General features: G+C 70.4%; 12 protein-coding genes and 1 riboswitch. Of the genes, 2 read left to right on the top strand and 10 right to left on the bottom strand.

Annotated elements, in window-relative coordinates:
- From J0695_RS25955 to J0695_RS25970, 4 genes are all read right to left on the bottom strand, one after another.
- The coding region (locus J0695_RS25955) for a branched-chain amino acid ABC transporter permease (RefSeq protein ID WP_206965837.1) at window positions 1-991 on the bottom strand (991 nt) is incomplete at its 3' end.
- Between the two features lie 18 nt (window positions 992-1,009).
- A complete protein-coding gene (locus J0695_RS25960) occupies window positions 1,010-2,278 on the bottom strand; it encodes an ABC transporter substrate-binding protein (RefSeq protein ID WP_206965839.1) in 1,269 nt (422 codons plus the stop codon).
- Between the two features lie 114 nt (window positions 2,279-2,392).
- Window positions 2,393-4,189 carry an AMP-dependent synthetase/ligase gene (locus J0695_RS25965; protein WP_206965841.1) on the bottom strand — a complete coding sequence of 599 codons (1,797 nt, stop codon included), beginning with the start codon at window positions 4,187-4,189 and terminating at the stop codon, window positions 2,393-2,395.
- A 232-nt stretch (window positions 4,190-4,421) separates the two neighbouring features.
- Window positions 4,422-5,912: an MFS transporter gene (locus tag J0695_RS25970; RefSeq protein ID WP_206965843.1), complete on the bottom strand. Its 1,491-nt coding sequence runs from the start codon at window positions 5,910-5,912 to the stop codon at window positions 4,422-4,424.
- A 115-nt stretch (window positions 5,913-6,027) separates the two neighbouring features.
- On the opposite strand from J0695_RS25970, the gene J0695_RS25975 reads away from it, so the two are divergent.
- Window positions 6,028-7,032 (top strand): Lrp/AsnC family transcriptional regulator, encoded by a 1,005-nt coding sequence (locus tag J0695_RS25975; RefSeq protein ID WP_206965844.1) that lies wholly within the window; start codon window positions 6,028-6,030, stop codon window positions 7,030-7,032.
- On the opposite strand, the gene J0695_RS25980 is transcribed toward J0695_RS25975, so the two are convergent.
- Window positions 7,029-7,895, bottom strand: a complete 867-nt coding sequence (locus J0695_RS25980; protein ID WP_206965846.1) for a LysR substrate-binding domain-containing protein — start codon at window positions 7,893-7,895, stop codon at window positions 7,029-7,031. The two genes, J0695_RS25975 and J0695_RS25980, sit on opposite strands and share 4 nt — an antisense overlap.
- A 128-nt stretch (window positions 7,896-8,023) precedes the next feature.
- On the opposite strand from J0695_RS25980, the gene J0695_RS25985 reads away from it, so the two are divergent.
- Window positions 8,024-9,055, top strand: coding sequence for a bile acid:sodium symporter family protein (locus tag J0695_RS25985; protein WP_206965848.1), 1,032 nt, complete (start codon window positions 8,024-8,026; stop codon window positions 9,053-9,055).
- A 26-nt stretch (window positions 9,056-9,081) separates the two neighbouring features.
- On the opposite strand, the gene J0695_RS25990 is transcribed toward J0695_RS25985, so the two are convergent.
- The 5 genes from J0695_RS25990 to J0695_RS26010 all read right to left on the bottom strand — a co-directional run.
- Window positions 9,082-9,675, bottom strand: a complete 594-nt coding sequence (locus J0695_RS25990; protein WP_206965850.1) for a hypothetical protein — start codon at window positions 9,673-9,675, stop codon at window positions 9,082-9,084.
- A gap of 155 nt (window positions 9,676-9,830) precedes the next feature.
- The gene (locus J0695_RS25995) at window positions 9,831-10,700 is read right to left on the bottom strand and encodes a bifunctional 5,10-methylenetetrahydrofolate dehydrogenase/5,10-methenyltetrahydrofolate cyclohydrolase (RefSeq protein ID WP_206965852.1); all 870 of its coding nucleotides are present in this window, start codon (window positions 10,698-10,700) and stop codon (window positions 9,831-9,833) included.
- Between the two features lie 21 nt (window positions 10,701-10,721).
- A riboswitch (ZMP/ZTP riboswitch) is annotated at window positions 10,722-10,815 on the bottom strand.
- Window positions 10,816-10,917: 102 nt separating this feature from the next.
- Window positions 10,918-11,757 (bottom strand): formate dehydrogenase accessory sulfurtransferase FdhD, encoded by an 840-nt coding sequence (gene fdhD, locus J0695_RS26000; RefSeq protein WP_206965854.1) that lies wholly within the window; start codon window positions 11,755-11,757, stop codon window positions 10,918-10,920.
- A gap of 5 nt (window positions 11,758-11,762) precedes the next feature.
- Window positions 11,763-12,623, bottom strand: a complete 861-nt coding sequence (locus J0695_RS26005) for a 2Fe-2S iron-sulfur cluster-binding protein (RefSeq protein WP_206965856.1) — start codon at window positions 12,621-12,623, stop codon at window positions 11,763-11,765.
- On the bottom strand, window positions 12,620-13,897 hold a 1,278-nt coding region (locus J0695_RS26010; protein WP_206965858.1), incomplete at its 5' end, for a complex I 51 kDa subunit family protein. The genes J0695_RS26005 and J0695_RS26010, both read right to left, overlap by 4 nt.

Raw genomic sequence — 13,897 nt, forward strand, 5'->3', positions numbered from 1 at the left:
ACACACCCCAACGGCGCCCCCACGAGCGCCCGGCCAGATAGTCGACCGGTGGTGCGTCCACCGCTGCCGTCCCCGCGGCCCGCTGCCGCCGGGTCATGATCAGCAGTCCGGCGAACAGGATCAGGAACGGCACCGCCGTACGGAAGCCGGTGATGCCGTCGGCGAAGGACGCGTACCCGGCCGTCAGGTTCTGCAGTACGCCGAGCCCGAGACCTCCCGCGAAGGCGAGCGGAACGGAGAGGAACCGGCCAAGGACCGCAGCCGTCGCCGACACGAACAGGAACAGCGTGAAGTCCTGCGCCGAAAGCCCGAGCAGAGGCGTGGCGAGCACCCCGGCAAGACCGGCGAGACCCGACGACAGCATCCACGCCACCGAAGAGAGCCGGTCCGCGCTGATCCCGCGCAGCTCCACCAGAGACCGGTCGTCGACCGAGGCCCGCAGCCGCAGTCCCAGCCGGGTGTGGCGCATCAGGACCCAGAGCCCCACGGCCACCACGGCCGTGGCGATCCAGGTGATGAGCTGGTCGGAGTCGATCCCGACACCGTCCATCAGCTGCCAGGCCTTCGCCGGGCTCGGCCCGACCCCCGGCAGCCCGAACTGGTTCTCCGCGGGCAGTACCGGCGCCCCCGCGTCGTCGAGCAGCTCGACGGCCCAGAGCCCGGCCGCCGGCAGCGCGACGAGCAGTCCGATCGTCGCCACGATCTGCGCGGTCTCGCCCACCCGCGCCAGCTTCCGGAACATCAGCCGGTCGAGCCCCCACCCGATCCCGGGTGCGACGACGACCACCATCAGCACGGCAGTCGGGACGGCGGGCCACCCGAGCCCCGAGTGCAGCTCGTAGAAACCGAGAGCACAGAGATACGCCGTGGCGCCGTGCGCGAAGTTGAAGAGCCCGGACGCGGAGTACGACAGCACGAGCCCGGTCGCCAGGAGCGCGTAGAGCGCCCCCGACACCAGCCCGCTCAGGACGAAGCCCAGCAGATCACCCATGGCAGCGGACCGGCCCCACTACTTGAAGGGAATGGCGGGATAGCACTTGAAGGGCGACGACACCTGGTACGCCCCGTCCTTGAGCTGCACCAGCGCCCCGCACCCGAAGCTCTCCTTCTGCCCCTTGGGCTCGCTCCGGTCGCCCACCAGCGTCCCCTTGTCGGAGAACGCGGCGGCCGCCTTCTGGAAGGAGTCGACGGTCAGGTCCTTCCCCGCCTTCGCGGCGATCGACAGGAAGAGGTCGGCGGACATATAGCCCGTCATCATGTGCATGTTCAGGGGCACATCCTTGCCGCCGGCGGCCTTCTTGATGTCCTCCTTGAACTGCTGCATCGCCGGCGCGCCCGACTCGAAGGGCTCGAACTGCAGCAGCACCTGTACCCCGTCCAGCGCCTGCCTGGTCGCGGCCTTCGCCAGCAGTCCCGGGTCGTAGTCCGTCGGGTCGGAGATCACGCCCTTGTAGCCGGACCGCTTGAGCGCCGTGAAGAGACCGATGTTGTACGGGGTCTGCATCACGGAGACCACCGCGTCGGGTGCCTTCCCGCCCGCCCCGCTCCGCAGGATCTCCTTGGTGTACGCCGACCAGTCGCTCGGCAGCGCCGTCGCGGGCACCGAGGGCTTCGCGTAACTCACCTTGAACCCGGCCGCCGTGAAGCCCTGTACAAAGGTGCGGATCCCGAACTTGCCCGCGTCGCTGTCGTTGGCGATCAGCGCGACACTCTTGCCCTTCGCGCCGCCGAGGACCTTCGAAAGGCCCTCAGGCCAGGTCTGGTTGAGCGTCCCGCCGGGCATCGGCACCAGGCAGCCGTTGAAGCCGTAGATGTGCTTGGGGCCGCAGAAGGAGGGCAGCGTGCCCCATCCGAAGGTCGGCACCTTCTGCTGGTCCAGGAAGTCGGAACCCGAGAAGGTGATCGAGCTCATCGGGGCGACGGCGAACACCTTGTCCTGCTGCACCAGTTTCCGTGCCGCGGCCAGGTTCTTCGACGGGTCCTGGCCGTCGTCCTCCGCGCCCAGATAGTCGATCTTCCGGCCGTTGATCCCGCCCTCGGCGTTGGCGCGCAGATAGCGCGCCCTGGCCCCAAGGTCGGTGTCCTTCTTGCTGTAGCCGCTCGCGGTCGTCATCGAGACGATCCCGCCGACCTTGATCGAGTCCGCGGTCACACCGCGTACGGCGCTCCCCTTGTTGTCGGAGGCGCCGGAAGTGCCGTTCGTCGAAGCGGAGTTGCAGGCAGTGGCGAGCAGCAGCACGGCAGCGGCCGTGGCGGCGGTGCGGACGGAACGCAACACAGTGGGGTCCCTCCCTCTGGGGTGACCCGCATTCTGCGTGGGACCTGATGGACCGTCAATAACTGACGCATCGCCAATTGATGACCCGTCAGAAACGCTGCCGCCGCTACGGCATCATCGGTACAGCGCGTCGACCTCTTCGCTGTACGCCGTCTCGATGGCCCGCCGCTTCAGCTTCAGCGAGGGTGTGAGCAGCCCGTGCTCCTCGGAGAACTGGTGGGCCAGTATCCGGAAGGTACGGATCGACTCGGCCTGTGAGACCAGGGTGTTGGCCGCCACCACCGCTCTGCGCACCTCGGTCTCCAGATCGGGATCACGGACCAGTGCGGCCGCCGACAGGGGCGGCTTGCCGTGCATCGACAGCCAGTGGTCGACGGCCTCCTGGTCGAGCGTGACCAGGGCGGCGATGTACGGGCGGTCGTTGCCCACGACCAGGCACTGGGCGACCAGCGGATGCGCCCGCACCCGCTCCTCCAGCACGCCGGGCGACACGCTCTTGCCGCCGGAGGTCACGATGATCTCCTTCTTCCGCCCGGTGATCGTCAGATAGCCGTCCTCGTCGAGCGCACCCAGGTCTCCGGTGGAGAGCCAGCCTTCGTTCAGTACGGCGTCGGTCTCCTTGGGGGAGTTGAGATACCCGGAGAAGACATTGGCCCCGTGCACCCACACCTCGCCATCGTCCGCGATGTGCACCGTGCAGCCAGGGATCGGCTGGCCCACCGTGCCGTAACGGGTCTGCTCGGGAGGGTTGGCGGTCGAGGCCGCCGTCGTCTCGGTCAGCCCGTACCCCTCGTAGATCGTGACGCCCGCACCCGCGAAGAACAGTCCGAGCCTGCGTGCCATGCCCGAGCCGCCCGACATCGCGTGGCGCACCCTGCCGCCCATCGCGTCGCGGACCTTCGCGTACACGACCTTCTCGAAGAACTGGTGCTGCATCCGAAGTGTCGCCGAAGGGCCGGGACCGATCCCGAAAGCCTTGTGCTCCATGGCCTCGGCGTACCGCACCGCGATCTCGACGGCCTTGTCGAAGGGGCCCGCCTTGCCGTCGCCCTCGGCCCTTCTGCGCGCCGCGTTGAAGACCTTCTCGAAGACGTACGGCACCGCCAGGATGAAGGTGGGCCGGAACACGACCAGGTCGGGCAGCAGCGCCCGCGCCGCCATCTCCGGCTGGTGGCCGAGCTTGACCCGCCCGCGGATCGTCGCCACCTCCACCATCCGCCCGAAGACGTGCGCCAGCGGCAGGAACAGCAGCGTGGACGCCTCGTCCCCCCGCTTGGAGTGGAACACCGGCTCCCACCGCGTGACCATGGTGTCGGCCTCGAACATCAGATTCGCATGGGTGATCACACACCCCTTGGGGCGGCCCGTCGTCCCCGAGGTATAGATGATCGTGGCGACCGAGTCGGGGGTGACGGCGCGCCGGTGCCGCTCCACCACCTCGTCGTCGACATGCGCGCCCGCCGCGACGAGCTCGCCGACCGCGTTGTCGTCCAGCTGCCAGAGCCGCTTGAGGTGCGGAAGCCGGTCGATCACCGAGCCGATGGTCATCGCATGGTCCTCGTGCTCGACGACGCAGGCGGTCACCTCGGAGTCGTACAGCATCCAGAAGACCTGCTCGGCCGAGGACGTCGCGTAGACCGGCACCGGCTGGGCGCCGATCGACCAGAGCGCGAAGTCGAAGAGGGTCCACTCGTAGCGCGTACGGGACATGATCGCGACGCGGTCGCCGAACCGGACACCCTCGGCGAGCAGCCCCTTGGCGAGGGCGAGCACCTCGTCGCGGAACTGGGCCGCGGACACGTCGGTCCAGCGGCCGTCGGCCTTCCTGCCGAGAGCGACCCGATGGGGGTCCTCCTCGGCATGGTCGAACACGACGTCCGCCAGTCCGCCTGCCTGAGGCGCCGTCGCCATGGGTGGGACAGTGAACTCGCGCAAGATGACCTGCTCCTATGTGACGCTCCGCACAGCGCCGTGACGCTACCTCACCCCGCGGTCCGGTGGGTGAGGGGTCATTGTGCATGGCGGTACGTGATCAGCACAGGTCAGCGGTGGAAAACTGCCCACATGGGGAAGCGTCGGGCGCGTTCCTGACCGAACGGTAAGTTCCCAGGTCCGGAATCTCCACCGAATCTGTACGCCCGCATCACGGCCGCGCTACCGGCGAGGCCGGCTGCCGTACGGATGCGGGCACGGCGTCCGCCGTGGGTGCCCGGAGGAAGAGGAAGACGGCGAGCCCGGCGAGGACCGCGATCGTCCCCGCGACCAGCAGCGTGGAGTCCAGCCCGGATGCGAAGGCCGTGTGCAGCGCGCGGTCCGGGATCCCGGGCCGCAGTGCCGTAGCCCCGCCCCCGGCCAGCGCGTGCGCCGCGCCTGCGGAGCCGTCCAGCGAGTCCGTCATCCGTGAGGTGAGCACGGTCCCGAACACGGCGACCCCCAGTGCGTACCCGAGCTGCCTGGCGGTGTTGACCGCCCCGCCCGCCATCCCCGCACTGTGTGCCGGTACGGACGCCAGCGCGGCGCCCCCGAGCGCGGGCGAGACGAGCCCGACCCCGCACCCGGCCACCGTCAGCCCGACCACAAGAGCAGTCCAGCCCGACCCGGCCCCGAGCACCACCTGCCCCAGCGTGCCTCCGCCGATCAGCAGCAGCCCGCCCCCGATGAGGTACCGGCGCGGCACCCCGTGGAGCAGCCGCCCACCGACGGCGGCCACCACGAAGGCCGACGCGGCGAGGGGCGCGAGGGCCAGACCGGCCTTCACAGGGCTCATCCCGATCAGCGTCTGCAGCCAGATGGAGAGATACGGGAAGACGCCGAAAGCCGCACCGTTGAAGGCCATCGCGCTCACCATGATCACCACGAACGACGGCCGGCGCAGCAGCGAGAGATCGAGCAGCGGATACGCGGCCCTGCGCTCGACGACGGTGAAGGCGGCCAGTGCGAGGGCGGCGACGGCAAGGGTGGCGACCGTACGGACCGATCCCCAGCCGTCCTCCCCGGCCCGCACCGCGGCGAACGTCAGCGCACCGGCGAACACCGCGAAGGCCGCCGTGCCCGCCCAGTCGACCCTCCGGCCGGCGGGACTGCGCGACTCGCTCACCGTCCGCAGCGTCAGCCAGATCGCCGCCACGCTCACCGGCAGATTGACGAAGAAGATCCACCGCCAGTCGAGGGCCTGCGTCAGCGCCCCGCCCAGGATCGGCCCCATCGCTGCGGCGCCACCGCTCACCGCACCCCAGATCCCCAGCGCGAACGACCGGTCCCGGCCCTGGTACGCGGCGCCGAGCAGCGACAGCGTGGTCGCGAGCATCCCCGCCGCGCCCACCCCCTGCAGGGTGCGCATCGCGATCAGCATCCCCGGACCGGAGGCAAGGCCGCAGGCCAGCGAGGCCAGCGCGAAGAACCCGGTCCCCGCCACATACATCCGCCGCCGCCCGGTCACATCCGCCGCGGCGCCCGCGCCGAGCAGCAGCGCGGCGAGTGCCAGCGCGTAGATGTCGATGACCCACTGGAGGTCGGAGAGCGAGGCGCCCAGCGACCCCGCCATGTCGGGCAGCGCCACGATCACGATTGACACGTCGAGCAGCAGCATGAAAGTCCCGAGACAGACCGCTACGAGCGGCCCCCACTTACGCATGATGTTCTCCCTTTACGGATTCGAACCGGCCTCCGTACGATCGGTCCAGCCGGCCGACAATCACCAGGCACCGGCGGTAGAACGCCGGAATCCGACATGAAGCAGGGGGGTGGCAGTGGAATCCAGCACGTCCGTCACCGTCTTCGACGACCTGGACCTGCAGTTGCTGCAGGCCCTGGAAACCGACGGCCGGGCCCCCTTCAGCCGAATCGCTTCCGTCCTGGGCGTCTCGGACCAGACCATCGCCCGCCGCTACCGACGGCTGCGGACGGAAGGCGGACTCCGGGTGATCGGAGTCCGCGAGATCTCCGTACGCGACCAGGACAACTGGCGGATGCTGCGTCTGCGCTGCACCCCCGACGCCTCGGAGTCGATCGCCCGCGCCCTGGCCCGACGCCCCGACACCACCTGGATCGTGCTCTGCTCCGGCGGTACCGAAGTCGTCTGCATGACGCTCGCCCGTACCCGCGACGAGGACCACGAGCTGATCTTCGGCAAGCTTCCGCGCACCCCGCGCATCACCGACATCCGGGCCCACCAGCTCCTCCACCGGTTCTACGGCGGCCCGGAAGGCTGGCTCGGCAAGAGCGGCGCGCTGAGCGTCGAGCAGGTGGCGGCGCTGACGCCTGATTACGCCGAAGGGCCGGCACCCACCGCCATCGCTCCCGAGGACGATCCCCTGGTGGCCGCCCTCAAGAGCGACGGCCGGGCAACCTTCGCGGAACTGCAGAAGGCGACGGGCCGCTCCGAATCGGCCGTGCGCCGCCGCCTGGACCAACTGCTCGCCTCCGGCGCCCTCTTCGTGGACGTGCAGTTCGACGCCGAGCACCTCGGCTACGGCATGTTCGCCCTGCTCTGGATCACTGCGGCCCCCGCATCGTTCGACACGGTGGGCCGTGCGCTGGCCACCCATCCCGAAGTGGCGTTCGCCGCCGCTGCGGCCGGCCCGTACAACATCGTGGCGACGATCGTCTGCCGCGACTCGACCGCCCTGTACACGTACCTGAGCGAGAGGCTCGGGAAGCTGGAAGGCGTCCAGCACATCGAGACCTCCCCGATCCTGCGCCGGGTCAAGCAGCTGAGTTACGAGGAAGGCCGCACGGGCAGGGGCACTTCCTAGACCTGCCGGTGCAGCCGGTCCGCGCCCGCCAGGATCGCCGAGGACAGCGCGCTCGCGGCCTCCCGCGCCCGGCCGTCCTCCCGCCCCTGCAGCAGTACGAAGTCCACATCGCCCAGATCGGGCAGCCCGGCCCGCGCCGGGATCTGGGTCAGCCCCGGCGGGATGAGCCCGCGGGTGTGCGCCATGATGCCCAGGCCCGCGCGGGCCGCGGCGATCAGCCCGCTCAGGCTGGTGCTCGTACAGGAGATGCGCCAGGGCAGGCCGTGCTGTTCCAGGACCTCCAGGGCGCGGGCGCGCGTGATGCCGGGCGGCGGGAAGAGGATCAGCGGGAGCGGGCGGTCGGGGTCGATGCGCAGCCGGGGGGCGCCGATCCAGGTGAGGGGGGAGCGCCAGACCAATTCGCCGTGGGTGTCGCCGGTACGGCGCTTGGCGAGGACCAGATCGAGGCGGCCCGCCTCCAGTTCCTTGTGCAGCGTGCCGGAGAGCTCGACGGTCAGTTCGAGATCCACCTCCGGGTGGTCCCTGCGGAACGACTCCAGGATCTCCGGCAGGCGCGTGAGGACGAAGTCCTCGGAGGCCCCGAAACGCAGCCGGCCGCGTGGCCTCGACCCTCTGAAGAACGCCGCCGCGCGCTCATTGGCCTGCAGGATCGTGCGGGCGAAGCCGAGCATCGCCTCGCCGTCCTCGGTCAGTTCGACGCTGTGGGTGTCACGGGTGAAGAGCGTGCGTCCCGCCGCCTCCTCCAGACGGCGCACATGCTGGCTGACCGTGGACTGGCGAAGGCCCAGACGGTGGGCGGCCTGGGTGAAGCTGAGGGTCTGGGCGACGGTCAGGAAGGTGCGGAGCTGCGCGGGGTCGTACATGGGGCGATGTTATCGCTGATCGTGATGACAGTCAGAGTGGTATGCAGGATTCCCGATCATGAGGCGGAAGAGGAGGATGGAGAGGGCACGCACCTGTCCGAGGGTCCGTACGAGAGCAAGTGGAGCTCATGAGTCGCCGCACGCCGCAGCTTCCGTCCTGGCTGCCGATCGATCCGTACATCCTCGCACTGATCTCCACCGTGGCACTGGCAGCCCTGCTGCCTGCCCGGGGCGGGGCCGCCGACGTAGCGGGCGGGGCATCGACAGCGGCGGTGGCGCTGCTCTTCTTCCTCTACGGGGCACGGCTCTCCACCCGTGAGGCGATGGACGGGCTGCGGCACTGGCGACTCCATCTGACCGTGCTCATCTGCACGTTCGTGGCCTTTCCGCTGCTCGGCCTGGCGGCCAAGGTGTTCGTCCCCTTCGTACTGACGCCCCAGCTCTACAACGGGCTGCTGTTCCTGTGCCTGGTGCCCTCCACCATCCAGTCGTCGATCGCCTTCACCTCGATCGCGCGCGGCAACGTCCCCGCCGCGATCTGCGCGGGTTCCTTCTCCTCGCTCGCCGGGATCGTCGTCACACCGGTGCTGGCCGCGCTGGTGCTCGGCAGCGGCGGGGGCGGATTCTCCGCCGACTCGCTGGTGAAGATCGTGGCGCAGCTGCTGCTGCCTTTCGTGGCCGGGCAGTTGCTGCGCCGCTGGGTCGGCGGCTTCCTCGTCAAGCACAAGAAGGTGCTCGGGTACGTGGACCGCGGCTCGATCCTGCTCGTCGTCTACACCGCCTTCAGCGAGGGCATGGTGCAGGGCATCTGGGGCCAGGTCAGCTTCGTCAGGCTGCTCGGACTGCTGGGCGTGGAGGCCGTACTGCTCGCCGCGATGCTCGCCCTGAGCTGGTACGGGGCCAAGCGGCTCGGCTTCGACCGGGGGGACCGGATCGCGATCCAGTTCGCCGGCTCCAAGAAGAGCCTGGCGGCCGGTCTGCCCATGGCGAGCGTGCTGTTCGGAGCGCAGGCCTCGCTCGCCGTCCTGCCGCTGATGCTCTTCCACCAGATGCAGCTGATGGTCTGCGCGGTGATCGCCAAGCGCCGCTCGCGCGACCCGCTCCCCGGGACGGAGCCGGAGGCCGAGGACGCGATTTCCCGGATCCCTGCCCTGAGGTGACCGGTGACCGGTGACCGGCGGCGGGGTCAGCTGCGCCGCGGTGAGGCCAGCAGATACGTTGCGCCTGCCCGGCGGTCGAGATGGGCGGAGGTCTGCCAGCCGGCCCGCTCCAGGGCCTCCGCGTAATCCGGCGCGTCGGGACCCGCCACCCGTACCGCCTCGGGCTGAGCCGTCTCGGCCACCAGATAGCCGCGGCAGCCCGCCGCCTCCAGGGCGAGCGCGGCCGACTGCGTCAGATGCGAACGCTCCCAGGCGCACGGCCGGTCCGCCGACCGGTCCGCGTTGGTGACCCGTCGCATCTCCAGGAGACCCGCCCAGGCGCTGCGCACCTCCCGCAGCCGCGCCGGATCGTCGGGCTGCGCACTCTCGCCCCCGGTCCTGGCGGCGAAGACGCCCGAGGTGTCGGCCGACATCAACGGGACCGCCTCGTCCGCCAGTTCCTCCCGCATCCGCTGTCCGGCGGGCGTGAGGAAGTGCCGGTGCGGGGGGCGCGGGTGCCGCATGGCCAGGCCCTGGGCGACGAGCGCGGCCAGCGCCGCGGCCGGGCCGTGCAGCAGGCCGGACTCCGGGTCGGCGGTGCGCAGAACCCGGCGCTGGGCAACGGACGGCTGGTGCGTCACGCCTCTGACCGTACCGCCGTGGTGCGGCGCGCGTGCGCCGGTACGAGAAGGCGCCGGAAAGCGTGCGCGTCGCACCACGCGGCAGATATATCTGCGAGTCCCATACGCGGGACTCTAAGGCCCCGCCGCGACCGCAGGAACCCTCGCCGCCGCCGTCACACCCCGTCGAGGCCCAGCTGACGTGCGGCCGCCCCGACCGTCTGCGCGAGCAGCACGGCGATCGTCATGGGACCCACGCCACCGGGCACGGGCGTGATCAGGCTCGCCCGCTCCGCGGCGCTCTCGAAGTCGACGTCCCCGACATTGCCCGCGTTGTAGCCCGCGTCGATGACTACGGCGCCGGGCTTGATGTCGGCGCCGTAGATGAACTCCGGTTTGCCCACGGCCGCGACCAGCACATCGGCCTGCCGGACATGGGCGGCCAGGTCGACGGTCCGCGAGTGGCAGTAGGTCACCGTCGCGTTCCGCGCGAGCAGCAGCATCCCGGCGGGCTTGCCCAGGATGGCGCTGCGGCCCACGACGACGGCGTGCTTCCCGCTGAGCTCCACGTCGTACGCGTCGAGCAGCCGCATGATCCCGCCGGGCGTGCAGGACACGAAACCGGGCTCGCCGAAGCCCATCGCGGCGAAGGAGTGCATGGTCACCCCGTCGACGTCCTTGGCCGGAGAGATCGCCTCGAAGGCGGCGCGCTCGTCGATGTGCGGGCCGACCGGGTGCTGGAGCAGGATGCCGTGCACGGCCGGGTCGTCCGACAGCGCGGTGACGGCGGCGACCAGTTCCGCCGTCGACACGGAGGCGGGGAGGGTGACGTGCCGCGACTCGATCCCGGCCTTCGCGCACCGGTTCTGCTTCATCTTCACGTACGTCACCGAGGCCGGGTCCTCACCGACCAGGACGGTGGCCAGACACGGGGTCACACCGGTGCGGCGCTTGATCTCGGCCGCGGAGGCGGCGGCTTCCGCGACGGTCGTGCGGGCGAGTGCGGTGCCGTCCATGAGGCGGGCGGTGGACCGGGTCTGGGACATACGAGGCTCCTGGGGATCGTGGTGAATCGCCCAGGCGCGCGGCAGAAGGCGGCACACGGCCGCCGGGCTCGCTCCCCGGTGGTACTCCACCTCAGCGCCAGTCACGGCCCACGTTCACTCTAACGGGCTCGGATTCGGGCCCGGATTCGGGCCCGGAGCCGGCCGGCGCAGGGGGCGCTCCCCGCCGGCTCGGCCACCGACCCGTGCCGCGGGGCGCTCAGACCCCTGTGCGCAAGGCGATGCGCTCGTCGCCCGCGTACACGTTCATATTGGGACCGCGCAGAAAACCGACCAGCGTGAGCCCGGTCTCGGCGGCCAGGTCCACGGCCAGCGACGAGGGCGCCGAGACGGCCGCCAGGACCGGGATCCCGGCCATGACCGCCTTCTGCGCGAGCTCGAACGAGGCCCGCCCGGAGACCAGCAGGATGCACTGGGAGAGCGGCAGGCTGTCGTTCTGGAGAGCACGCCCCACCAGCTTGTCGACCGCGTTGTGCCGGCCCACGTCCTCCCGTATGTCCAGGAGCTCGCCCTCCGGCGAGAAGAGCGCCGCCGCGTGCAGACCCCCGGTCCTGTCGAAGACGCGTTGCGCGGCGCGCAGCCGGTCGGGGAGTGCGGCGAGCAGTGCGGGCTCGACGCGGACCGGGGGAGTGTCGTCGATCGGGTAGCGGGCGGTGGTGCGGACCGCGTCCAGGCTCGCCTTGCCGCAGAGGCCGCAGGAGGACGAGGTGTAGACGTTGCGTTCCAGGGTGATGTCGGGGACCGGGGTGCCGGGCGTGAGCCTCACATCCACCACGTTGTACGTGTTCGAGCCGTCGGCGGTGGCCCCCGCGCAGTACACGATCGACTGCAGTTCGGAGGCCGCGCCGAGCACCCCCTCGCTCACCAGGAAGCCCGCGGCCAGGGCGAAGTCGTCGCCCGGGGTGCGCATCGTGATGGCGAGGGGTTTGCCGTTGAGACGGATCTCCAGGGGCTCCTCGGCGACGAGGGTGTCGGGGCGCGTGGTGATCGCTCCGTCCCGGATGCGGATGACGCGGCGGCGCTCGGTGACCCGTCCCATGGAGATCAGTCTCGATTCTGTACGTGCTGGTAGCCGAAACGGCCCTTGATGCAGAGGTTGCCGTGGGTCACCGGGTTGTCGTGCGGCGAGGTGACCTTGACGATCTCATTCTCCTGGACGTGCAGGGTGAGATTGCAGCCCACCCCGCAGTAGGCGCAGACGGTGGTGGTCTCCGTCTGTTCCTCCTCCTTCCAGGTGCCCGCCTCGCGCATGTCGAACTCCGACTTGAAGCTGAGCGCCCCGGTCGGGCAGACCTCGATGCAGTTCCCGCAGTACACACAGGCGGAATCGGTGAGCGGGCCGTCGTGCTCGGTGGAGATACGGGCGTCGAAGCCGCGGCCCGCGACCGAGATCGCGAAGGTGTTCTGCCACTGCTCGCCGCAGGCGTCCACACACTTGTAGCACTGGATGCACTTGTCGTAGTCGCGGACGTAGAGATCGTTGTCGATCTTCGGCTCTTCGTTGAGACGGGCCGCGTCCGCCCCGAACCGGTCCGGCTTCGCCTCGTACTCCTTGAGCCACTCCGCGGCGCGGGGCGTGGTCGAGAGGTCGGTGGACGAGGCGAGGAGTTCGAGCACGATCTTCCGGCTGTGCCGGGCGCGCTCGGTGTCGGTACGTACCTCCATGCCCTCCTCCGCACGGCGCGAGCAGGCGGGGGCGAGAACACGCGCGCCCTCGACCTCGACGACACAGACCCGGCAGGCGTTCTTGGGGGTGAGGGTGTCGCCCTCGCAGAGCGTCGGGATGTCCTTCCCGGCCCCCCGGCAGGCCTCCAGGATCGTGGAGCCTTCGGGGACGCGGGTCTCCTGGCCGTCGAGGGTGAACTCGATGAGCCGGCGCGGGATTCCGAGGGGTGTGACGGTCACTTGTACGCTCCCAGTCGGTCGATGGCGGACTCGACGGCGTTCCACGCGGTCTGGCCGAGACCGCAGATCGAGGCGTCCTTCATGGCCTGCCCGACCTCGCGCAGCAGGGCGATGTCGGTGGCGGCCTCGGCTCCCGTACGGTCCAGGATCCGGTGCAGCGCCTCCTCCTGCCGTACGGTCCCGACCCGGCAGGGCACGCACTGCCCGCAGGACTCGTCGCGGAAGAACTCCGCGATACGGAGCAGGAGGCGGGGGAGAGGGACGGAGCCGTCGAAGGCGAGGACGACGCCGGAGCCGAGGGTGGTGCCGGCGGCGCGTGTGCCCTCGAAGGTGAGGGGGATGTCCATCTCGTCGGGCCGTACGAAACCGCCCGCCGCGCCGCCGAGAAGGACCGCCTTCAGGTCCTCGGGCCGGCCCGCGAGGCCGAGGAGTTCACCGAGGGTGGCCCCGAAGGGGAGCTCGTAGATCCCGGGCCGTTCCACATTGCCCGAGACGCAGAAGAGCTTGGTCTCGGCCTCGCGGAAGGCGGCCGCGCCACGGGTGAGGATCGGCAGGACGTTGACGAGCGTCTCGACGTTGTTGGCGGCGGTCGGCTTGCCGAAGAGGCCCTTCTCGACGGGGAACGGCGGCTTGGAGCGGGGCTCGCCGCGATACCCCTCGATGGAGTTGAAGAGGGCAGTCTCCTCGCCGCAGATGTACGCGCCGGCCCCGCGCCGTATCTCGATGTCGAAGGCGTACCCCTGGCCGAGTACGTTCTCGCCGAGGAAGCCGCGGGCCCTGGCCTGGGCGATGGCGTGCTCCAACCGCCTTACGGCGCGCGGGTATTCGCCGCGGATGTAGAGGTAGCCCAGGTGCGCCCCGGTCGCGTACCCGGCGATGGTCATCGATTCGATCAGCGCGTACGGATCCCCCTCCATCACCACCCGGTCCTTGAAGGTGCCGGGCTCGGACTCGTCGGCGTTGCAGACGACGTAGTGGGGTCCTGCGGGCTGGGAGGCGGTGGCCTGCCACTTGCGGCCGGTGGGGAAGGCGGCACCGCCGCGGCCGACGAGCCCGGCGTCGGTCACCTCGCGGATGACGCCGGTGGGGCCGAGGTCGAAGGCGTGGCGCAGAGCGGTGTACCCCCCGTAGGCCCGGTAGTCGTCGAGGGAAGCGGGGTCGACGACCCCGACCCGCTGCAGGAGAGTCAGCCCCTTCTGCCCGGCCTGCGGGACGGCCATGGTGGCGGGGGGTTCGTCCGGGGCGACTTCGGGTGAGGTTGCGGCGGCGGTGAG

It is taken from the genome of Streptomyces beijiangensis (assembly GCF_017315755.1).
Taxonomy (GTDB): Bacteria; Actinomycetota; Actinomycetes; order Streptomycetales; family Streptomycetaceae; genus Streptomyces; species Streptomyces beijiangensis.

What these genes read in the sequence shown, in the direction of transcription:
- J0695_RS25965 (WP_206965841.1), bottom strand. Translation starts at nt 4,189, where the DNA reads ATGGCGACGGCGCCTCAGGCAGGCGGACTGGCGGACGTCGTGTTCGAC.
- J0695_RS25970 (WP_206965843.1), bottom strand. Translation starts at nt 5,912, where the DNA reads ATGCGTAAGTGGGGGCCGCTCGTAGCGGTCTGTCTCGGGACTTTCATG.
- J0695_RS25980 (WP_206965846.1), bottom strand. Translation starts at nt 7,895, where the DNA reads ATGTACGACCCCGCGCAGCTCCGCACCTTCCTGACCGTCGCCCAGACC.
- J0695_RS25985 (WP_206965848.1), top strand. Translation starts at nt 8,024, where the DNA reads ATGAGTCGCCGCACGCCGCAGCTTCCGTCCTGGCTGCCGATCGATCCG.
- J0695_RS25995 (WP_206965852.1), bottom strand. Translation starts at nt 10,700, where the DNA reads ATGTCCCAGACCCGGTCCACCGCCCGCCTCATGGACGGCACCGCACTC.
- fdhD (WP_206965854.1), bottom strand. Translation starts at nt 11,757, where the DNA reads ATGGGACGGGTCACCGAGCGCCGCCGCGTCATCCGCATCCGGGACGGA.